The sequence below is a fragment of the Kitasatospora sp. NPDC001660 genome (assembly GCF_053596725.1).
This window is the reverse complement of record NZ_JBSFGU010000008.1, coordinates 103,417-122,139: the sequence shown is the minus strand read 5'-3', so window position 1 is coordinate 122,139 and position 18,723 is coordinate 103,417. Positions and strand designations below refer to the sequence as shown.

General features: G+C 74.1%; 18 protein-coding genes. 9 read left to right on the top strand and 9 right to left on the bottom strand.

What is annotated here, in order from left to right; all coding sequences use genetic code 11:
• Positions 1-72: 72 nt before the first annotated feature.
• Positions 73-228: a hypothetical protein gene (locus tag ACWCXH_RS11865; protein ID WP_449801253.1), complete on the top strand. Its 156-nt coding sequence runs from the start codon at positions 73-75 to the stop codon at positions 226-228.
• Here the strand turns inward: ACWCXH_RS11865 and ACWCXH_RS11860 are convergent, their stop codons facing one another.
• On the bottom strand, positions 229-1,527 hold the full coding sequence (locus ACWCXH_RS11860) for a DUF5685 family protein (RefSeq protein WP_449801252.1): 1,299 nt from the start codon (positions 1,525-1,527) through the stop codon (positions 229-231).
• 175 nt (positions 1,528-1,702) lie between these two features.
• Here ACWCXH_RS11860 and ACWCXH_RS11855 point away from each other — a divergent pair, with 175 nt between their 5' ends.
• Positions 1,703-2,992: an MFS transporter gene (locus ACWCXH_RS11855; RefSeq protein WP_449801251.1), complete on the top strand. Its 1,290-nt coding sequence runs from the start codon at positions 1,703-1,705 to the stop codon at positions 2,990-2,992.
• Between the two features lie 309 nt (positions 2,993-3,301).
• Here the strand turns inward: ACWCXH_RS11855 and ACWCXH_RS11850 are convergent, their stop codons facing one another.
• Positions 3,302-4,084 carry an SGNH/GDSL hydrolase family protein gene (locus ACWCXH_RS11850; RefSeq protein ID WP_449801250.1) on the bottom strand — a complete coding sequence of 261 codons (783 nt, stop codon included), beginning with the start codon at positions 4,082-4,084 and terminating at the stop codon, positions 3,302-3,304.
• A 272-nt stretch (positions 4,085-4,356) separates the two neighbouring features.
• Here ACWCXH_RS11850 and ACWCXH_RS11845 point away from each other — a divergent pair, with 272 nt between their 5' ends.
• Positions 4,357-5,250 carry a 4Fe-4S domain-containing protein gene (locus ACWCXH_RS11845; RefSeq protein WP_449801249.1) on the top strand — a complete coding sequence of 298 codons (894 nt, stop codon included), beginning with the start codon at positions 4,357-4,359 and terminating at the stop codon, positions 5,248-5,250.
• A gap of 199 nt (positions 5,251-5,449) precedes the next feature.
• Complete coding sequence (gene ddaH / locus ACWCXH_RS11840; protein WP_449801248.1) at positions 5,450-6,277, top strand: dimethylargininase; 828 nt, start codon at positions 5,450-5,452, stop codon at positions 6,275-6,277.
• Here ddaH and ACWCXH_RS11835 read toward each other — a convergent pair.
• The 6 genes from ACWCXH_RS11835 to ACWCXH_RS11810 all read right to left on the bottom strand — a co-directional run bounded on the left by ACWCXH_RS11835 (position 6,264) and on the right by ACWCXH_RS11810 (position 11,471).
• Positions 6,264-6,905, bottom strand: coding sequence for a LutC/YkgG family protein (locus ACWCXH_RS11835; RefSeq protein ID WP_449801247.1), 642 nt, complete (start codon positions 6,903-6,905; stop codon positions 6,264-6,266). The genes ddaH and ACWCXH_RS11835 overlap by 14 nt on opposite strands.
• The gene (locus ACWCXH_RS11830) at positions 6,902-8,311 is read right to left on the bottom strand and encodes a lactate utilization protein B (protein ID WP_449801346.1); all 1,410 of its coding nucleotides are present in this window, start codon (positions 8,309-8,311) and stop codon (positions 6,902-6,904) included. Before ACWCXH_RS11830 ends, ACWCXH_RS11835 begins: the two co-directional genes overlap by 4 nt.
• 17 nt (positions 8,312-8,328) lie before the next feature.
• A complete protein-coding gene (locus ACWCXH_RS11825; protein ID WP_449801246.1) occupies positions 8,329-9,090 on the bottom strand; it encodes a (Fe-S)-binding protein in 762 nt (253 codons plus the stop codon).
• Between the two features lie 100 nt (positions 9,091-9,190).
• Positions 9,191-10,375: a globin domain-containing protein gene (locus ACWCXH_RS11820; RefSeq protein WP_449801245.1), complete on the bottom strand. Its 1,185-nt coding sequence runs from the start codon at positions 10,373-10,375 to the stop codon at positions 9,191-9,193.
• 75 nt (positions 10,376-10,450) lie between these two features.
• A complete protein-coding gene (locus tag ACWCXH_RS11815) occupies positions 10,451-10,894 on the bottom strand; it encodes an RrF2 family transcriptional regulator (RefSeq protein ID WP_449801244.1) in 444 nt (147 codons plus the stop codon).
• 154 nt (positions 10,895-11,048) lie between these two features.
• On the bottom strand, positions 11,049-11,471 hold the full coding sequence (locus ACWCXH_RS11810; protein WP_449801243.1) for a hypothetical protein: 423 nt from the start codon (positions 11,469-11,471) through the stop codon (positions 11,049-11,051).
• A 299-nt stretch (positions 11,472-11,770) separates the two neighbouring features.
• Between ACWCXH_RS11810 and ACWCXH_RS11805 the strand changes: the two genes are divergently transcribed.
• The 3 genes from ACWCXH_RS11805 (at position 11,771) to ACWCXH_RS11795 (ending at position 15,215) form a co-directional block, all read left to right on the top strand.
• Entirely contained in the window at positions 11,771-12,532 is a 762-nt protein-coding gene (locus ACWCXH_RS11805) for a serine/threonine protein kinase (RefSeq protein WP_449801242.1), read from the top strand.
• On the top strand, positions 12,529-14,013 hold the full coding sequence (locus ACWCXH_RS11800; protein ID WP_449801241.1) for a serine/threonine-protein kinase: 1,485 nt from the start codon (positions 12,529-12,531) through the stop codon (positions 14,011-14,013). The genes ACWCXH_RS11805 and ACWCXH_RS11800 overlap by 4 nt, the downstream gene beginning before the upstream one ends.
• Before the next feature lie 92 nt (positions 14,014-14,105).
• Positions 14,106-15,215, top strand: coding sequence for a calcium:proton antiporter (locus ACWCXH_RS11795; protein WP_449801240.1), 1,110 nt, complete (start codon positions 14,106-14,108; stop codon positions 15,213-15,215).
• A gap of 91 nt (positions 15,216-15,306) precedes the next feature.
• Here the strand turns inward: ACWCXH_RS11795 and ACWCXH_RS11790 are convergent, their stop codons facing one another.
• A complete protein-coding gene (locus ACWCXH_RS11790; protein WP_449801239.1) occupies positions 15,307-16,320 on the bottom strand; it encodes an LPXTG cell wall anchor domain-containing protein in 1,014 nt (337 codons plus the stop codon).
• Positions 16,321-16,588: 268 nt separating this feature from the next.
• Here ACWCXH_RS11790 and ACWCXH_RS11785 point away from each other — a divergent pair, with 268 nt between their 5' ends.
• Positions 16,589-17,125 (top strand): transporter substrate-binding domain-containing protein, encoded by a 537-nt coding sequence (locus tag ACWCXH_RS11785; protein ID WP_449801238.1) that lies wholly within the window; start codon positions 16,589-16,591, stop codon positions 17,123-17,125.
• 104 nt (positions 17,126-17,229) lie between these two features.
• Positions 17,230-18,549, top strand: coding sequence for a geranylgeranyl reductase family protein (locus ACWCXH_RS11780; RefSeq protein ID WP_449801237.1), 1,320 nt, complete (start codon positions 17,230-17,232; stop codon positions 18,547-18,549).
• Positions 18,550-18,723 lie beyond the last annotated feature (174 nt).

The following is an 18,723-nucleotide window of genomic DNA, read 5'->3' as shown; positions in this document are numbered from 1 at the left end:
CCTCAAGGGATGGGCGCCCACCGGTTGTTCGCGTTTATCGAGCGTTGATCGTTTGCGCCTAGCGTCCAGGGCATGGACGAGAGCGCGGCCGAGTGGCCGGGGACGGGGCTGCCGCCCGAGGGGCGGATGAGCGAACAGGACGCCGAGCGGTTCCGGCGGTTGCTGGCGGGGCTGGAGAGTTCGCTGGCGTCGGACCGGGAGGCGGTGGTGGCGCGGCGGGACGGCTGATCAGTTGCAGCCGCAGTCGCACCCGTCGCAGCAGTCGCAACCATCACAGCAGTCGCATCCGTCGCACCCGTCGCACCCGCTGGACCCGCCGGACCCGCTGGACCCGTCGCCGCAGCAACTGACGCACCGGCAGCAGTCGTCGCACCCGATGCACCCGCAGTCGTAGCAGTCGTGCCGATCGCAGAAGCCCTTGCGCCGCTCCCGGCTGAACGGGTCGTTGTGCTCGCAGCACATCAGCTGGCACGTGCAGGCCATCAGCGCCCACACCGCGCAGCCGGCCAGCACGTTGCGCGGGCTCGGGGGCTTGGGCCCAGCCGGCCCGAAGCCGGGGCCCTGCGGGACCCACGGGGGTGCCGGTGCCTTCTCCGACGGCCGGTGCGGGGGCGCGTCCTGGGGGTAGTCGCCGGAGGCCGTCCGGGTGCGGCAGGCAGCGGTGTGGTGGGACTGGCCGAAGACCCGGTCGACGGCGCGCCCGGTCTCGTGCGCGAGCAGGACGTGCACCAGCGCCCGGTCCGTCAGCTCGACCTCGCGCAGCGCCAGCCGGATGCCGTGGACGGCGTCGCGGCACAGGCGTTCGGCCTCGGCGCGGTCGGTGCCGGTGGCGGTGAGCGGGTTCCAGGCCCCGCTCGCGGCGTCGGCGGCCTGGTCCTCGGCGGCGTCGAGGAGGTGGGCGAGCCGGCCGAAGAGCCGCCCGGCCTCGGCGAGCGGGGCGGCGTTGCCGGGGCGTCCGGCGAGACCGGCGGTGTGCGCGAAGGCGGCCGAAGTGGCGCTCTCGGTGGGCTCGGTGACCAGCAGGACGGACCCGCCCGGGCGCAGCGCGCGCTCCAGCTCGCCCTGACGGGCGGCGGCGTCGAGCAGGACGGCGGTGTCGAAGCCGACCGCCGAGGCGCTGCCCGCGCTCTGCCGGTCCCAGCGCCGGGTGACGGCGCGCGCCCCGGCCGCGACCGGCCGGCGGGCGAAGACGCCGTCGCGGTCCTCGACGTGGTCGCGGATCTTGACCGAGGCGAGCGCGAGCGAGACGGCCGCAGCGAGCCGGGCGCCCTCGCCCTTGGCGACGGAGGCGGTCCGCATTCCGCGCAGCGGGCACGGTCCGGCGGTGCGCCGCCAGGAGGCGTCGTCGCGGGCGCTCTGCGCCTCGACCAGCACGGAGATGATCAGACCGTCGTAGTTGGTGGCCGTCCGGGCGAGCTGCCCGTGGTCGTCGCGCAGCGCGAGGCAGAGCCCGCACAGGTGCGCCATCCAGGAGCTCTGGAGCCGCTCGGACAGTCGGTGCTTGCACGGTCTGATGATGCCGAACATGGTTCCCCCTCGCTGTTCGGGCCTCTGACCAGCCCCGATCCGGCGCACATCATATGATCAGCGGCCCCGTCGGGCCGAGGGGCCGCACGACATCCGCACACGCCGGGGCCGGGTCACGCCGCGGGCGTGCCCAGGCGGCCGACCGTGATCGCGGGGCGCTGCTAGCCTGTGCCGCATGATCGGGAAGAGCGCCGGCCTGCGGATGTCCGGCTTACCGGCGCCAAGCGGTCCACAGCGTGCCCTCATCGCCGCGAGCTTCGTCAGCCGGGTGGGCAACGGGCTGTTCAACGCCGCTGCGGCGCTCTACTTCACGCTGGTGGTGCACCTGCCCGCCGCACGGGTCGGTGTCGGCCTCACGATCGCCGGGCTGGTCGGGCTGCTGGCCGGGATCCCGGCCGGGAACCTGGCCGACCGGTACGGGCCGCGCACGGTCTGGCTGACGGCCCTCACGATGCAGGCCGTGACGATGGCCGCGTTCGTCTTCATCCACGACTGGGTCACGTTCACGCTCATCGCCACCCTGGACCGGCTGGGAGCAACGGCGGGCGGCGCCGCGGGCGGTGCGCTCATCGCCCGTGCCGGCGGTGAACGCCCGGCCGCCTTCAGGGCGAAGCTCCGCACGTTCGTCAACCTCGGCGTGGTTCTGGGCACCCTCGGCGCCGCCTTCGCGGTCTCGGCCGGCACCCGCCCGGCCTACACCGCGCTCATCCTCGCCAATGCCGCAAGCTTCGCCTGCGCCGGCCTGATCGCCCTGGGCGGTGTCCCGAACTACCGGCCCCTGCCCCGGCCCGAGGAGCACCACCGCGGGGCCGTCCTGTCCGACCGGCCGTTCGTGTCCTTCGTCGTGCTCTACGGTGCGATGGGCCTGCAGTACCAGGCCGTCTCCCTCCTGCTGCCGATCTGGCTCTCCGCCCACACCGGCGCGCCCCGTTGGACCGTGGCGGCGGTCTACGCGGTCAACAGCGGGGTGTGCGTGCTGCTCCAGAGCAGGATCGGCTCCCGGGTGGAAACACCGCGCCAGGGCGGCCGGGCGTTCCGCCTCGCGGGGCTGCTCTTCCTGGTCAGCTGCCCCTTGATGGCTCTGACCGCGGACGTTCCGGCCTGGATCGCGCCAGGGCTCGCCGTCCTCGCCGTCGGTGTGCACAGCCTCGGAGAGGTGTGGGAGTCCTCGGGCGGCTTCGCGCTCGGCTTCGGTCTCGCCCCGGACCACGCCCAGGGGCAGTACCAGGGCCTCTTCGGCGTCGGCTTCGACGCCGGGCAGGCCCTGGCTCCGGCGGTCCTCACGACAGCGGTCCTCGGACTCGGCCACGCGGGCTGGCTGCTGCTCGGCGTGTTCTTCGCGGCTCTGGGCGCGGCGGGCCCGCCGGTGGCCGCATGGGCGGAGCGCACCCGCCCATCGAGCCGCGACACGGCCGGCGCGACGCGTGGCCGGCCCGACGAGGTCCCGCTTCCCGACACCGCCTAGTGGCGTGGCGCCGTTCCTGGCCCAGGCCCGGGACTGAGCGCTCGGATCCCCGGCTCCGACGGCAGCCGCCGCTGCGCACCGCCGCGACGGGGTCCGCGTGGTCGGCCTCCGCGCGGTCCATGCCGTCCACGCCGTCCACGCCGTCCACTGCGTCCGTCCCGGCCCCGTCCGCGGTGTCGGTCAGCTGTGTCACCGTCTCCCGCCTTTCGTCACTCGCCCGTGCGCGACCTGCGCCAATGCTTGCAAGGGGAGTGGCGATCGACGGGAAACGGTGGTTCCACGATCGTCCTGTCGCGCACTGACGGAACGTCAGAGCGGCATCAGGTCAGGGCGCTTGGGCTCGACGTGGTCGCCCGAGGACTCGCCGCGCAGGCGCCGGCCGACCCACGGGAGCAGGAACTCGCGGGCCCACTGGATGTTCTCGCGCCGCTGGTCGGCGGCGGAGACGTACGGCGCGGCCGGCCACGGCGCCTCCGGGTCCTCCTCGGTGCGCAGGCCCAGCGAGCGGGCGGCCAGCAGGGCGACCCGCTGGTGGCCCTCGGGGGACAGGTGCAGCCGGTCGTCGCTCCAGGCGCGGCGGTCGTGCACCGAACGCAGCGACCACAGGTCGGCGACCTTGCAGCCGTGCCGGTCGGCGACCGCGCGCATGTGCCCGTTGTAGGTGGCGATCTTGCCGCGCAGGTGCTTGAGCAGCGGCACGTCCTTGGTGTCGAAGCCGGTGCAGATCAGCACCGTGCCCGCGGACTGGGCGAGTTGGGCGACGGCCCGGTCGAAGCGCTCGGCCACCTCGTCCGGGTCGCTGCCGGGGCGCAGGATGTCGTTGCCGCCGGCGCAGAAGGTGACCAGGTCGGGCTGGAGCCGGCAGACCTCGGGCACCTGCTCGGCCGCGATCTGGTCCAGCAGGCGCCCGCGCACGGCGAGGTTGGCGTACCGGAACTCGCCCTTCGGCCTGCTCACGGCGAGCATCCCGGCCAGGCGGTCGGCCCAGCCGAAGAAGGCGCCGTCGAGCCCGGGGTCGTTCAGGCCCTCGGTGAAGCTGTCGCCGAGGGCGGCATACGAACTGATGTCAAGGGTCTCCTGGAGATTCGGCATGAAGAAGATAGTTCACTGCATCAAGTGACCTACGCCACCGTAGGTGGCCCTTGCCGGGACGTGACGTCGGCCACGTCCCTGGGGAGCGTCGGCGCACTCCTGCCCGGCCCGCCCTCCGGGCGGACGACGGGAGCGTGTCGACGCTCCCCCAAAAGCCCTGGTGATCAGACGGGTTCGGAAAGCGCAAGGAGGCCGCCCCCTTCCGGTTTCGGGCCCGCGAAGGCGAGGCTTGAGGGGAGCGGCCGCTCGGCCGCCGCCCAGTGGGGAGCCCGATGACTGAGAACCGTCCCTCCGGCGTGCCCGGAAACTGGACCATCGACGACCGCTGCACCAACTGCGACGTCGCCCGCCAGCTCGCGCCCGGCCTGATCCGCGAGCGCGAGGGCCGCTCCGAGCTCGTCCGCCAGCCGAGTGACGACGCCGAGCGCCGGCAGCTGTACGCCGCCGCCCACGCGTGCCCCACGCGCTCCATCCGCCCCGGCGGCGGTCGGCTCGAACCGGCCACCGACCCGTTCCCGATGGCCCTCGACGACGGGCTGCTGCTGCTCGGCCACAACTCCCCGCGCAACGCGGGCGCCAACTCCTACCTCCTGCGCCGCCCGACCGGCTGGATGATGGTCGACACGCCCCGGTTCGCCGAGTCCCTCGCCGCCCGCTACGAGGCCCTCGGCCCGGTCACCGACATCCTCCTGACGCACCGTGACCACGCCGTGCACGGCCGCGCCTGGGCCGACCGCCTCGGCGCCCGGCTCTGGATCCACGAGGGCGACCTGGACGCAGCCCCCGACGCCGACCGGGTGCTGCGCGGCACCGACCCCGCCGAAGTCGCCCCGGGCGTCGTCGCGCACCCCTTCCCCGGCCACACCCGCGGCAGCGTGCTCTACCTCGCCGACGAGCGCCACCTCTTCACCGGGGACACCCTGCACTGGTCCCGCGCCGCCGGGGACATCGCCGTGTTCGACACCGTCGTCTGGCACTCCGTCGAGGAGCTCTCCGCGTCGCTCGACCGCACGGTGGACGCGCTGCGCTTCGAGTGGCTGCTGCCCGGCCACGGCGAGCGGCGTCGGATGCCCGTCGACGAGGCCGTCCAACGGATGCGCGCCGTCGCCGAGTACTGCCGGACCCTGCGTCCGGCCCCGGTCGACTTCTCGGCGGTGCGCTGGTAGCCGCCCCGCCGGGCGAAGGTCCCCCGGTCATCCGAGGAGCCTTGGCCCTGAGTCCCCGGTGGTGCGTGTGCGCCGGGGCTCGCGCCGGGTGCGCGGGGGAGTGCGCCCGGCGGGGGAGGCTGCGCGGGTGTGCGGACGGCGTGGCCGGGGCAGCCGCAACAGGACCCGAACACCCTTGCTGTCCAAGGACGGTAGAGAAATGACCCGTCAGAACCCGGAGCGCACCGCCCGGCCGCGGCGCTACCTGATGTGCCGGCCGACCTACTTCACTGTGGACTACGCGATCAACCCCTGGATGGACCCGGCGCAGCCCACCGACACCGCGCTCGCCATTCGCCAGTGGGAGCGCCTGTACTGGCTGTACCGCCGCCTCGGCCACACCGTCGAGCTGATCGAGCCGGTGCCCGGCCTGCCCGACATGGTGTACGCCGCCAACGGCGCGACCGTCCTGAACGGCCGGGCGCTGGTGGCCACCTTCCGCCACCCGGAGCGCGCCCCCGAGTCGTCCGCCTACCAGGACTGGTTCCGCGACCGCGGCTACCGCGAGGTGCGCCGCGCCGGGCACGTCAACGAGGGCGAGGGCGACCACCTGGTGGTCGGCCGCCGGGTGCTGGCCGGCACCGGCTTCCGCACCTCGCGCGCGGCGCACGCCGAGGCGGGCGAGCTGTTCGGCGTGCCGGTGACCACCCTCACCCTGGTCGACCCGCGGTTCTACCACCTGGACACCGCGCTGGCCGTCCTGGCCGACGACCACGTCATGTACTACCCGGAGGCCTTCGACGCCGACAGCCGGGCCACGCTGCGCTCCCTCTACCCGGACGCGATCCTGGCCGACCGCGCCGACGCCGAGGTGTTCGGCCTCAACGCGGTCTCGGACGGGCGCCGGGTGCTCCTGCCGGAGGCGGCGAAGAACCTGGCCGGCCGGCTCGCCGACGAGGGCTACGAGCCGGTTCCGGTGGACGTCTCGGAGCTGCTCAAGGGCGGCGGCGGGGCCAAGTGCTGCACGCTGGAGCTCAGGCCGGCGTGACGAGGAGGACGTCGAGCGCGCGCGGCCCGTGCACGCCCTCGACCCGGTCGAGTTCGATGTCGCTGGTCGCGGACGGGCCGGAGATCCAGGTCTGCGGCCGGGCCGGGTCGAGGAGCGGCAGCGCGCGCGGGACGGATGCGACGACCTGCTCGGGCGCGCGCACGACGCACACGTGGTGGTCCGGGACGAGCGTGAGCAGCCGGCGGCCCTGGCCGGGGCCGGCGTCCAGCACGATCGTCCCGGTCTCGGCGATCGCGAGCGCGCAGCCGGTGACCACGCTGTCGACGGTGTCGAGGCGGGCGGCGGTGAGCGTGCCGTCGTCGACCAGCCGTTGCACGGACGCGGCGGCGGTGAGCCAGGCGGCCGGGAGGTCCGGGGGCAGGACGACCGTGCGGGTGCCACGGGCGGCGAGCAACTCGGCGACGCGCTCGGGCAGTTCGGCAGCAGTGCAGCGGTGGACGCGGGCGCGGTAGTCGGCGAGGTTGTGGTGCAGCAGGTCGAGCAGCGCCGCCGGGTCGTCCGGGGCATGGCTCTCCAGGTAGTCGCGCACCAGCGGCTGTTCGTCCGGCGGGGCGGGCTCGCCGAGGGCGGCGCGGATCCGGCCGAGGATCAAGTCCCTCGAGTTCACGGGCGGTTCTTCCTCCACCAGTCGCGGAACGGCTCGGCCGGCACCTCCGGCAGGTCCCGGGTGTCGGTCCAGGCCCGCCCGGGCCCGGGCAGGCGGCGCGGGTGCAGGGCGCGGGTCCGCCCGGCCAGGCGCTCGGCGGCGGTGAGCAGTGCCGGGTGGTCGAGGACGTACCCGGCGGTGGCGACGGCGGCCCGCTCCAGTGCGTGTCCGCCCTGCCCGGCCACCCGCTCGCGCAGGTGGACGAGCACCTCGGGGATGTCGATCGCCACCGGGCACACCTCGTAGCAGGCCCCGCACAGCGAGGAGGCGTACGGCAGGGACGCGTCCACCGGGCTCGCCGTGCCGCGCAGTTGGGGCGTCAGGATGGCGCCGATCGGGCCCGGGTACACCGAGCCGTACGCGTGCCCGCCGGCCCGCTCGTAGACCGGGCAGACGTTGAGGCAGGCCGAGCAGCGGATGCAGCGCAGCGCCTGGCGGCCGACCTGGTCGGCGAGCACGGCCGTGCGGCCGTTGTCGAGCAGGACGAGGTGGACGTCGGACGGGCCGTCGCCCTGCGCCCCTTTCGACGGTCCCAGTCCGGTCCACAGCGACGTGTACGGGTTCATCCGCTCGGCGGTGGAGGAGCGGGGGAGCAGCTGGAGGAAGACCTCCAGGTCGCGCCAGGTGGGCACGACCTTCTCGATGCCGACCACGGAGATCAGGGTGTCCGGGAGGGTGAGGCACATCCGTCCGTTGCCCTCGGACTCGACGACGACGAGGGTGCCGGTCTCGGCCACCATGAAGTTGGCGCCGCAGACGGCGACCCTGGCGCGCAGGAACTTCTCCCGCAGGTGCAGCCGGGCCGCCTCGGCGAGTTCGGCGGGCGTGTCGGTGAGCCCCTCGGGCGCGGGGCGGCCCCAGGCGGCCATCCGCTCGGCGAAGATCTCCCGGATCTCGGCCCGGTTGCGGTGGATCGCGGGCACCAGGATGTGCGAGGGCCGGTCGTCGCCCAACTGCACGATCAGCTCGGCGAGATCGGTCTCGTAGGCGGTGATGCCCTCGGCGGCGAGGGCCTCGTTGAGCCCGATCTCCTGGGTGGCCATGGACTTGACCTTGACGACTTCGCTCTGCCCGGTCGCCCGCACCAGCTCCGCGACGATCCGGTTGGCCTCCTCGGCGTCGGCCGCCCAGTGCACGGTGCCGCCGGCCGCCGTGACGGCCTCCTCCAACTGCACCAGGTACCGGTCGAGGTGGCGCAGCGTGTGGTCCTTGATCGCCTTCCCGGCCGCGCGGAGTCGGTCCCAGTCGGGGAGTTCGGCGACGGCGCGGGCGCGCTTGTCCCGGATGGTGTGGGTGGCGTGCCGCAGGTTGGCGCGCAGCCGCCCGTCCCGCACGGCCCGTTCGGCGGCCTGCGGGAAGGCCGGCATGCCGAGGAAGACGTCACTCACGCGGCCCGCCACGGGTTCTGCTCGGTGCTGGCCAGGATCTCGGCCAGGTGCAGCGGGCGCAGGGAGCCGCCGCGCCGGCGGAGCATGCCGCCGAGGTGCAGGAGGCACGAGTTGTCGGCGCCGCACAGCACCTGGGCGTCGGTGCCGAGGGCGTTCGTCAGCTTGTCCTCGGCCATGGCCGCCGATACGGCCGCGTTCTTGACCGCGAAGGTGCCGCCGAAGCCGCAGCACTCCTCGGCCCCGGGAAGCGCCCGCAGCTCCAGGCCCTTGACGGCGCGCAGCAGCCGCAGCGGCCGGTCGCCGAGGCCGAGGACGCGCAGGCCGTGGCAGGAGGGGTGGTAGGTGACGCTGTGCGGGAAGTACGCGCCGACGTCCTCGACGTCGAGCACGTCGGTGAGGAACTCGGTGAGCTCGTACACCCGGGGCGCGAGCGCGAGGGAGGCGTCCGCGAGCCCGGTGCCGCGCCCCTCGGCGGCGGCCCTGGCGCCGATGCGGGGGTAGTTCTCCCTGACCATCGCCGCGCACGAGCCGGAGGGCGTCACGACGTGGTCGTAGTCGGCGAAGGCCCTCGCGGTCCGGCGCACCAGCGGCTCGCAGGCCTGCCGGTAGCCGGTGTTGTACTGCGGCTGTCCGCAGCAGCTCTGCTCGGACGGGAAGTCCACCTCCACGCCGAGGCGTTCGAGCACACGGACGGTGGCGATCGCCGTGGTGGGGAACAGCGCGTCGTTGACGCACGTGGCGAACAGCGCGACCCGCATCCGCTCTCCTCTCGTTTGCAGGACCGGCCGGTCCGCCGGGATCGTATCCGGCGGACCGCCCGGATGCGGCCATTTGACGACGGATCAGGCAGGCGTCGGATCAGGCGCCGAGCCAGAGGTCCGGGCCGAAGACCTCGTAGTGGATGTCCGCCGCCGGGACGCCCGCGTCGAGCAGCTGGCCGCGTACCGCGCGGAGGAAGGGCAGCGGCCCGCACAGGTAGGCGGTGGCGCCGGCCGGGATCGCGACCGTGCTCAGGTCGACCAGGCCGGTGCGCTCGGCGGGCCACTCGCCGAGCGGGCGCTCGTAGAACACGTGCGCGGCGGCGTCCGGCAGTTCGGCGGTGAGCCGGGCGAGGTCGGCGCGGAAGGCGTGCGCGAGCTGGTCGCGGTCGCCGTGCACCGAGACGACGGTGCGGGTGGAGCCGGTGTCGACGAGGTGGGCGAGCATCGCGGTCATCGGGGTGTTGCCGATCCCGGCGGATATCAGCAGCAGCGGGCCTTCGCCGTCGGCGAGGCTGATGTCGCCCAGCGGGGGCGCGAGTTCGACGGTGTCGCCGGCCCGCAGGCGGTCGTGCAGGTGGCCGGAGACCTCGCCGCCGGCCTCGCGCTTGACGCTGAAGCGCAGGGCGCCGTCAGCGGTGCCGGAGAGGCTGTACTGGCGGATCTGGTGGGCGCCGTCGGGCAGTTCGGTGCGCACGGAGACGTACTGGCCGGGGCGGCCGGCGGGCACCGGGTCGCCGTCGGCGGGGCGGACGAGGTAGCTGGTGACGTCCTCGGTCTCCTGGTGGCGGGCGACGACGGTGTACCGGCGCCACAGGTCGGCCGGGTCGCCGTCGGGGCCGGCGAGCTCGGCGCGCAGCCGGTCCTCGACGGCGATGAGGGCGTTGGCCATGAGCCAGTAGACCTCGTCCCAGGCGGCGGCGACCTCGGGGGTGACGGCCTCGCCGAGCACGTCGACGATGGCGGCGAACAGGTGCTCGTGGACGATCTTGTACTGGTCGTTGGCGATGCCGACCGACACGTGCTTGTGCGCGATGCGGGCCAGCATCGCGTCCGGCCGCCGGTCGGGGTTGGCGATCAGCGCGGTGGCGAACGCGGCTATCGACCCGGCGAGGGCCTGCCGCTGGGTGCCGTTGGCCTGGTTACCGCGGTTGAAGAGGTCGCGCAGCAGCTCCGGGTGGGCGGCGAACATCCGGTCGTAGAACCGCGGGGTGATCTCGCCGATGGCGGCGCCCACGACGGGCAGGGTGGCCTCGACCACCTCGGCGTTCTTGGCGGACAGCATCAGGCTCGCTCCAAACTGGTATCTGAGATGCGTATTAAAGGCCGCGCAAAAGGCGCGACCCTGGGTGGGGCCGGATCAGTCGGTGGGTCTGGTGGAGAGGCTCAGCAGCACCGGTCCGGTGGGGGAGGCCACCAGGTCGTCGATGCAGAGCGGGTCGAGTGCCGCGAAGAAGGCCTCCTGTGCGCCCCGCAGGGCCCCGCGCAGCCGGCACGCGGCCCGCAGCGGGCACGGCGGGTCGTCCTCGCAGCCGACGACGTCGCCGACCCCCTCCAGCTCGCGGACCAGCAGGCCGAGCGATCCGGTCCGTCCGGCGAAGGTGAGCACCAGCCCCCCGCCCCGTCCGCGCCGCGCCTCGACCACTCCGAGGTGCTGCAGCTTGCTGACCACCTTCGCCGCGTGCGTGTACGGCACGCCGACCGCCTCGGCCACCTCGCGGGTGGTCGGGTTGGCCTCCTCGTCGAGGACGGCCAGCCGCATGGCGATGCGGAGGGCGATGTCGGTGCTCTTGGTCAGCCTCACATGCGAAACGGTACCGAATGCGACTCTGGAGCTCCAATTTTCTGCACACCCCGTGCCCGATGGCCCGGTGGCGCGGCAGCGCGGTGGACGGCGGCGGGCCGGCCGCCGGGAGAGTGGTCCCGGCGGCCGGCCCTGGGCTCCGTTCGGGGGCGGGTCAGCCCGCGAACGGGTACGTACAGGTGGTGGTCTGCCTGGTCGCGTCCAGCGCGGGGCCGGCCGTGGCGCAGACCATCTTCAGGTCGGTGGTGACGACGCGCGGGGTGACCGCCCGGGCGGAGCCGAGCTGGACGGTGGTCGCACTCGCGACCGTCTCCCACGGGCTGCCCCACGCCTTCTGCGTCCTGACCTCGACCTGAACGAGCGTCAGCTGGCCCGGGTCGGCGGAGACCTGGGCGACACCGGCCACACCGGTGGCGTCCTTCTCCTGCCAGACGCACGGGTGGTTGAGCACGGCGGCGCAGGCTGCCGGGTTGTTCTCGGACGTCGCCGTGGCGGCCGTGGCGGCCGTGGCAGGCCCGGCGATCAACGCCGCTATCCCTGTCACTGTCGCCATCACAGCTGCGATCCGAGCGCGCATGATCGGAACCTCCTTGGAAACTAAGGGGATCTCACTGAGTGAGATGAGTCTTGCACGGATCGTGGCGATGTCTCATGTGTGTTGCGTCACACTCATGGTGACCGTTCAGCTACGTGCAGCAATATCGTGGCCGAACGTTCAGCGCGCGGAAAGGGTCCCGTTGCGACGGTGCGTCAGTGCGGTGCGATGGAACGTCAGTGCGGTGCGGCGGTTTCGTGCCGGTTCACTCGTCCGGGTGGCGGCTTGCCGCGGGGACGGATCGGACGGATACCATCAACCCGACCCACGGAGGTGGCGACGTGGACACGGTCATCGTGCAACTGCCCGACCGGGCAACGGCGGTGGCGCCCGCCGGACGGCCCGGACTGCTGCGGATGGGCCCGGGCGAGACGGCGGTGTTCGGGCGCGGGGAGCCCGGCCGGGCCGTCCCCATCCCGCTGCCCGACCAGGGCGTCTCCCGGCGCGCCGGCGAGGTCACCGCGGCCGAGGACTACTGGCGGCTGTCCAACTTCTCCGCCACCGCCACCTACGTCGTGGAGAACCTGGAGGGCGCCGGCGAGCACGTCAAGGTCGCACCCGGCCGGCTCGGCGCACCCGTGCCGTTCGAGTTCTCCCGGGTCCTGCTGCCCGCGCTCGGCGAGCCCGCCTCGTTCAAGGTCTTCGCCCCCCAACACGCCTACCTGGAGAGCGAGTCGGACGGCATCGGCGGCGAACGCACCGTCAGCCCGTTCGCCCTCGACCCCACCGCCAAGTACTTCCTCGTCCTGCTCGCGCTCTGCGAACCCCGCCTGCGCTCGCCCTCCGCCGCCACCGTGCCCGGCGCCACCGACGTCGTCGCGCGGCTGCGCGTCCTGCCCTCCTGCCACGGGCTCACCCGCTCGGCGGTGAACTACCACATCGACTACCTGGTGTTCACCAAGCTGCGGCTGCGCGAGCCCTTCGACGACGACCGCGGCGGCGGCAAGCGCGAGGAACTCGCGGCCCTCGCCCTGAAGTTCGACCTCGTCCGGGAGGAACACCTGGCCCTGCTCCCACCCCGGCACCCGGCCACCCGGCCGTGAGCCCCGCCGGTCGGCCCGAGCACCGGCCGATCGACGTGCCGGCCGGCTACCCGGTCGCCGGCTACCGGATCGGCGAACTCCTCGGCGCGGGCGCCTGGGGCAGCGTCTACGCCGCCCACGGTCCGGACGGCGCCCCGGTCGCCGTCAAACTCCTCGGCCCCGCCCGGCTCAGCCCCGGCCAGCGCCGCACCATGGCCCAGGTCGCCCGCAGCGAGCTGCGCTTCAGCAGCCGCGCCGACCACCCCCACCTGATCCGCACCCTCGCCGTCGCCACCGTCGACGACCCGGCCCACCCCGCGCTCGACGGTGCCCTCGCCCTCGTCATGGAACGCGCCGCCCACAGCCTCCAGGACGTCCTCGCCACCGCGAGCCCCGGCCGGGCCGTCCCCGGCGCGGACCGCATCCTCGCCCAGGTCTGCGCGGGCCTCACCCACATGCACCGGGCGGGCTGGGTGCACGGGGACCTGAAACCGGCCAACATCCTGCTGATGCCCGACGGCACCGCCAAGCTCGCCGACTTCGGCCTCACCGCCGAGCTGGAGGGCACCCACGCCTACGCCCCGCCGCTCGGCTCGCCCGACCACGTCCCGCCCGAGTGGTGGTCGGAGCGCACCGGCCCGCGCGGCGTCGCCCTGCGCCCCAGCGCCGACGTCTGGGCCTTCGGGGTGCTCGCCCACCAGCTGCTCACCGGCGGCCTGCACCCGTTCCTCGGCGCCACCGCCCGCGCCCGTTCGCTCGCCGCCCAGGCGTACGCGCGGGGCGCCGCGCCGCTGCGGCTGGACGAGGCCCTGCCCGGGCGCTGGCGGCCCGCCGTCACCACCTGCCTGGCCGCCGACCGCGAGGAGCGGGCCCGCGCGGACCTCGCCGCGCTGGTCGCCACCGCCACCGCCCGCGCGGGCGCCCGCCGGCTGCGCCGGGCCACGCTCGCGGGGCTGGCGGCCTGTGCCCTCGTCGTCCTCGCCCTGACCGGACGCCCCGAGCCGACCGGCGCCGCGCCGCTCGCCGCACCGCCGCCGCCGTCCGGGGCGATCCCGGCGGGCTCCGACGTCCCGGCCGCCTACCGCGGCATGATCGAGGACGCCGCCCGGCGCTGCCCCGAGCCCGAGGTCACCCCGGTCCTGCTGGCCGCGATGCTCAAGGCCGAGAGCGGCTTCGACCCGAACGCCGCCCGCCCCGAGACCGGCGAGTACGGCATCGCGATGTGGACGCCCTCGGTCTTCGACGCCTGGAGCAAGGCCGCCGCGCACCCCGGCCCCAAGGACTACCTGAACCCCGGCGACGCGATCGCCGCGATGGGCAACTACGTGTGCTGGCTCGACCAGCAGCTCAAGCACCGGGGCTTCACGCGGGACCTCCCCGCCCTCGTCACCGCGGCCTACCGGACCAGCGACAAGACCGTGGCCGCCGCGGGCGGCGTCCCGGAGCGGGTCCGCGCGCACGTCGACCGGGTCCTCGCGTACCTCCGCGACTACGGTGGGTGACCAGGCAGGTCGGGGGACGAGTCGTGCCGCGACCCCCGCCGGACCGGCGCGGGCACCCGGCCGGGCGACTCTCCGTCTGGGATCCTCGCGGCATGATCACGAAGCTCCGCGCGGCCACCGCGCGATGGACCGTCGTCGTTCCGGTGCTGTCCTTCGTCGACCTGGCCCTGACCTGGCACCGGGACCTCCCCGGCTGGGTGGTGGGCGTCGTCGCCTGCTTCCTGGCCGGCGCCGTGCTGGCCGCCGTGCACCACGCCGAGGTCATCGCGCACTGGGTCGGTGAGCCCTTCGGATCACTCGTCCTCGCGGTGGCCGTCACGGTCATCGAGGTCGCGCTCATCGTCACCCTGATGGCCGACGGCGGCGACAAGGCCGTCACCCTGGCCAGGGACACCGTCTTCGCCGCCGTGATGATCACCTGCAACGGCGTCTTCGGGCTGTCCATCCTGGTGGCCGCGCTCAGGTACCGGACCGCCGTCTTCAACGCCGAGGGCACCGGCGCCGCGCTCGCCTGCGTCGCCACCCTGGCCACCCTGAGCCTCGTGCTGCCGACCTTCACCACCAGCTCGCCGGGCCCGCAGTTCTCCACCACCCAGCTCGCCTTCGCGGCCACCGCGTCGATCGTGGTCTACGGGCTGTTCGTCGCCACGATCACCGTCCGCCACCGGGACTACTTCCTGCCCGTGACCGCCGAGGGCCGGGTGCTCGCCAAGGAGGACGAGGAGGAGCACGCCGGCCCGCCGGCCGTCGGCGCCGCCGCGGTCAGTCTGCTGCTGCTCGGCGTCGCCCTGGTGTCGGTGGTCGGCCTCGCCAAGGGCGTGTCGCCGGCCATCGAGTCGGCGGTGGCCTCGGCCGGGCTGCCGTCCTCGGTGGTGGGCGTCGTGATCGCGCTGCTCGTGCTGCTGCCGGAGACCATCGCCGCGCTGCGCGCCGCCCTGCGCAACCGCGTGCAGACGAGCCTCAACCTCGCCCTCGGCTCGGCGCTCGCCAGCATCGGCCTCACCATCCCGGCCGTCGCCATCGCGTCCTCGTGGCTCACCGGCCCGCTCCTCCTCGGCCTCGGCCCGGCCCACATGGTGCTGCTCACCCTGACCGTCGTGGTGGGCACCCTGACCGTCATCCCGCGCCGCGCCACTCCCCTCCAGGGCGCGGTGCACATCGCGATCCTCGCGGCCTACGTGGTCCTCGCGGTGAACCCGTGAGGACCACGGAGGCCGTGGACGGACAGGGGAGCCCCTGGCACCACCCGGTAGGGCGGGCGGTGCCAGGGGCTCAGCCGTTCCGTGGGACCGCTCAGGAGGAGCGGCGGGTGCGGCGCGCGAAGACGAGGGCGCCGCCGCCCACGAGCAGCGCGGTGCCGACGCCCGCGTACAGCAGGGTGCCGTCGCTACCGGTGCTGGCCAGCTTCTTGCCGTCCGACGCCGGGGCGCCCTTGATCGGGGTCGGGACGCTGACCTTGGCGGGCACGATCAGCGGCTTGGCCGGGTTGACCGTGGTGCCGGCCGGCGGGGTCTGCACCGGGACGGTCGCGGTCGGCGCGGTGCTCGGGCCGGCCGTCGGGGCGCCGGTGGCCGTGCCGCCGGCGGCCGGGGTGGTCGGCGCGGCGGTGGCCGACGGGGTCTCGGCCGGCTTGGTGGCCGGGGCGGTGGTGGGGGCGCCGGTCGGCTTCTCGCTCGGCTGCTCGGACGGCTTCTCCGAGGGCTTGTCGGAGGGCTTCTCGGACGGCTTGTCCGAGGGCTTGCCGCTCGGCTTGTCGGAGGGCTTCTCGGACGGCTTCCCGCTCGGCTTCTCCGACGGCTTGCCGGTGGCCGGGGTGCTCGGCACCGAGGTCGGGCCCTTCGACGGCTTCGCGGCGCCGCAGTCGACCTTGAACACCTTGTGCTTCGGGTTGTCCAGGGCCGGGTCGTCCTGCGAGGGCACGCCGTCGACCATCGGGACCGAGGCCCAGTAGAGCTTGTACTGGCCGTCCGGCAGGTTGATGTCGTCGGTGCGGACGTCGCCGTTGGCGTCGACCGGCAGGTCGCCGTAGGCGACCATCGTCTCGTCGTTGCCGTGGACCTCGGCGATCGCCCAGATGACGTCCTGGTTGGCGTCGAAGCCGAACGAGTCCAGGTAGAAGGTGCAGACCTTGGGCTCGTTGCGGGTGTCCTCCTGGCCGGTGGCGGCGTCGTGGATCTTGACGGTGCCGTTGTTGCCGGGAGCGTTCTTGCCACCGGGGGCGGCGTGGGCGGCGGGGGCGAGCAGCATCAGCGCGGCGGCGGTCGGGACGGCCACGAGCGAGCGTGCTGCGGTGGAGCGGATGTGCATGGGTCGTTCCATCGGGTGTGGCAGGCCGGGACGAGCCTGCACGGTGGGGAGGAAACCCCCGGCTGTTTTCGGCCAGATGGCTGGAAACGTACGAAGGGAGGGCACACAAGTTCCCGCACCCGGAAACCCGGCGCAAGGCGCGTTTGTGTCACTTGCCCGATTTCGGACGGAAGTTCCGACTAGTCCGTTACAACAATCGGATCACCGGGTTGTGGTGAAGCCGTGTTCGTCCCGCGATGCGGCCCGCCGCACGCGCCCTCGGCGTGGAGTGCGAGGATGGCCCCGACCGCCCCCGACGGCGGACCTCCGCCGACCGGCCGCCCCCGCACCCCGGGGCGGCCCGAACCGGGCACACGGCGACGAGGTCCGCGCTGCGTACCCCGGCAGCCACTCCGGCGCGGCGTCTCCCTGCCCGCATTCCTGCGAAGAAGACGCATCGCGATGCACCGCACCTTCAACCCTGCCCAGGGTCCCTTCGCCCCACCCCCTCCCGCTCCGCGCCGCCGCCGTCCTCGGCGGCCTCCTGCTGACCGGCTGCGGCAGCGGTGCCGCCACCGACCCCGGCAGCCAGGCCGACCTGCGCGCCGGCCTCCCGAAGGCGGTCAAGGCCGCCGGCGTCCTGCGGATCGGCTCCTACCTCAACTACCCGCCGGTCGACTTCCGGGACGGCGACGGCAAGCCGACCGGCCTCGACCCGGAGATCGCCGCCGTCGCCGACCACCTCGGCCTGCGCGTCGAGTTCACCGACCTGCCCTTCGGGCCTCTGGCCCGATCTCCCAGGTCCCGCCCCGGTGGCCGGTATTGACCGGTCGTCGGGGCGGGACCGCGTGTCGGGCGGCGGTGGGCGCCGGCGTTCCCTATCGTCGGGTCCGCCGACCCAGCAGCCGATCAGACCCGTGGGAGTGCGCGATGCCCGGCCCAGAGCAGCAGTTGACCGACCCAGGTCCGGGCCCCGGGCCGGCCAGGACGGATCACTGCGCGGACGTCATCGTGGTCGGCGCGGGCCCGGCCGGCTCCACCGCCGCCTACCACCTGGCCCGCACCGGGCTCGACGTCCTCCTCCTGGAGAAGGCGGCCTTCCCCCGCGAGAAGGTCTGCGGCGACGGCCTGACCCCGCGCGTCGTCAAGCAGTTGACCGACCTCGGCATCGACGTCTCCGAGGAGGCCGGCTGGCTGCACAACCGCGGGCTGCGCCTGATCTCCGGCCGCCGCACGATGGAGTTCGACTGGCCCGAGCTCTCCGCCTACCCCGGGTACGGGGCCGTCCGCCGGCGCGCCGACTTCGACGAACTGCTCGCCCGCCGCGCCGCCTCGGCCGGCGCCCGGCTGATCGAACGGGCCAACGTGGCAAGCCCGTTGGTCGACGACCGGACCGGCCGGATCACCGGCGTCACCGCCAGGCTCGGCGACGAACGCCGGCCCGTCTCCTACCACGCCCCCGTCGTGGTCGCCGCCGACGGCAACTCCACCCGCCTCTCGCTCGCCATGAAGCGCTACCGCCGCACCGACCGCGCGATGGGCGTCGCCTACCGCACCTACTTCACCACCCCGCGCCACGACGACCCCTACCTCGAGGGCTGGCTCGACCTGCGCGACCTCACCGGTCCCGGCCACCGCCTCCTGCCCGGCTACGCCTGGGTGTTCGGCATGGGCGACGGCACGGCCAACGTCGGCCTCGGGGTGCTCGACACCGCCGGCATCGACCTCGACTGGCGCGACCTGCTGCGCCGCTGGTGCGAGGCGCTCCCGCCCCGGTACGAGTACGCCCCCGACGCCGTCACCGAACCGGTCCGCGGCTCCGCCCTCCCCATGGGCCTCAACCGCCAACCCCACTACGCCGAGGGCCTGCTGCTGATCGGCGACGCCGGCGGCACGGTCAGCCCGGGCACCGGCGAGGGCATCGCCTACGCGATGGAGTCCGGCCGCTACGCCGCCGAGACGATCGTCCAGGCGCTCGCCCGCCGCACCGACCGCAGCCGCGAACTCGCCCTGAGCGCCTACCCGCAGGCGCTGCGCTCCGCCTACGCCGGCTACTTCGCGCTCGGCCGGCTCGCCGCCGACCTGCTCGGCCGCCCGAAGCTGCTCGCCGCCGCCGGCGCGGCCGGGCTCGGCCACCCGGCCCTGCTGAAGATCGCCTTCCGGCTCATGGTCAACCTGACCGAGCCGAACGCGAAGGACGCCCTCGACCGGCTGCTCCACCTGGTCGGGAGGGTCGCGCCGGGAAGGTGACCGGCAGGTCGGCCGAAAGCCGGGGATTCGGCACGGCATCGACAGGGCCGTATCGGCGGATGACCGGATCTCCGCCTGCCTGGTGCCGGTCCGGACATGGAGGGTGGGGGAACGCCCCGTTCGTACGGACCGCAGTCCCGACGCCGGCTGCAACGACCACGACTGCAAGATGCT

Excerpts from the sequence above, each read along its gene's own strand:
- ddaH (WP_449801248.1), top strand. The coding sequence starts at position 5,450 with ATGACCCGTCAGAACCCGGAGCGCACCGCCCGGCCGCGGCGCTACCTG.
- ACWCXH_RS11780 (WP_449801237.1), top strand. The coding sequence starts at position 17,230 with ATGCCCGGCCCAGAGCAGCAGTTGACCGACCCAGGTCCGGGCCCCGGG.
- ACWCXH_RS11820 (WP_449801245.1), bottom strand. The coding sequence starts at position 10,375 with ATGCTGTCCGCCAAGAACGCCGAGGTGGTCGAGGCCACCCTGCCCGTC.
- ACWCXH_RS11795 (WP_449801240.1), top strand. The coding sequence starts at position 14,106 with ATGATCACGAAGCTCCGCGCGGCCACCGCGCGATGGACCGTCGTCGTT.
- ACWCXH_RS11865 (WP_449801253.1), top strand. The coding sequence starts at position 73 with ATGGACGAGAGCGCGGCCGAGTGGCCGGGGACGGGGCTGCCGCCCGAG.
- ACWCXH_RS11830 (WP_449801346.1), bottom strand. The coding sequence starts at position 8,311 with ATGCCGGCCTTCCCGCAGGCCGCCGAACGGGCCGTGCGGGACGGGCGG.
- ACWCXH_RS11825 (WP_449801246.1), bottom strand. The coding sequence starts at position 9,090 with ATGCGGGTCGCGCTGTTCGCCACGTGCGTCAACGACGCGCTGTTCCCC.
- ACWCXH_RS11790 (WP_449801239.1), bottom strand. The coding sequence starts at position 16,320 with ATGCACATCCGCTCCACCGCAGCACGCTCGCTCGTGGCCGTCCCGACC.
- ACWCXH_RS11850 (WP_449801250.1), bottom strand. The coding sequence starts at position 4,084 with ATGCCGAATCTCCAGGAGACCCTTGACATCAGTTCGTATGCCGCCCTC.
- ACWCXH_RS11810 (WP_449801243.1), bottom strand. The coding sequence starts at position 11,471 with ATGCGCGCTCGGATCGCAGCTGTGATGGCGACAGTGACAGGGATAGCG.
- ACWCXH_RS11855 (WP_449801251.1), top strand. The coding sequence starts at position 1,703 with ATGATCGGGAAGAGCGCCGGCCTGCGGATGTCCGGCTTACCGGCGCCA.
- ACWCXH_RS11845 (WP_449801249.1), top strand. The coding sequence starts at position 4,357 with ATGACTGAGAACCGTCCCTCCGGCGTGCCCGGAAACTGGACCATCGAC.
- ACWCXH_RS11860 (WP_449801252.1), bottom strand. The coding sequence starts at position 1,527 with ATGTTCGGCATCATCAGACCGTGCAAGCACCGACTGTCCGAGCGGCTC.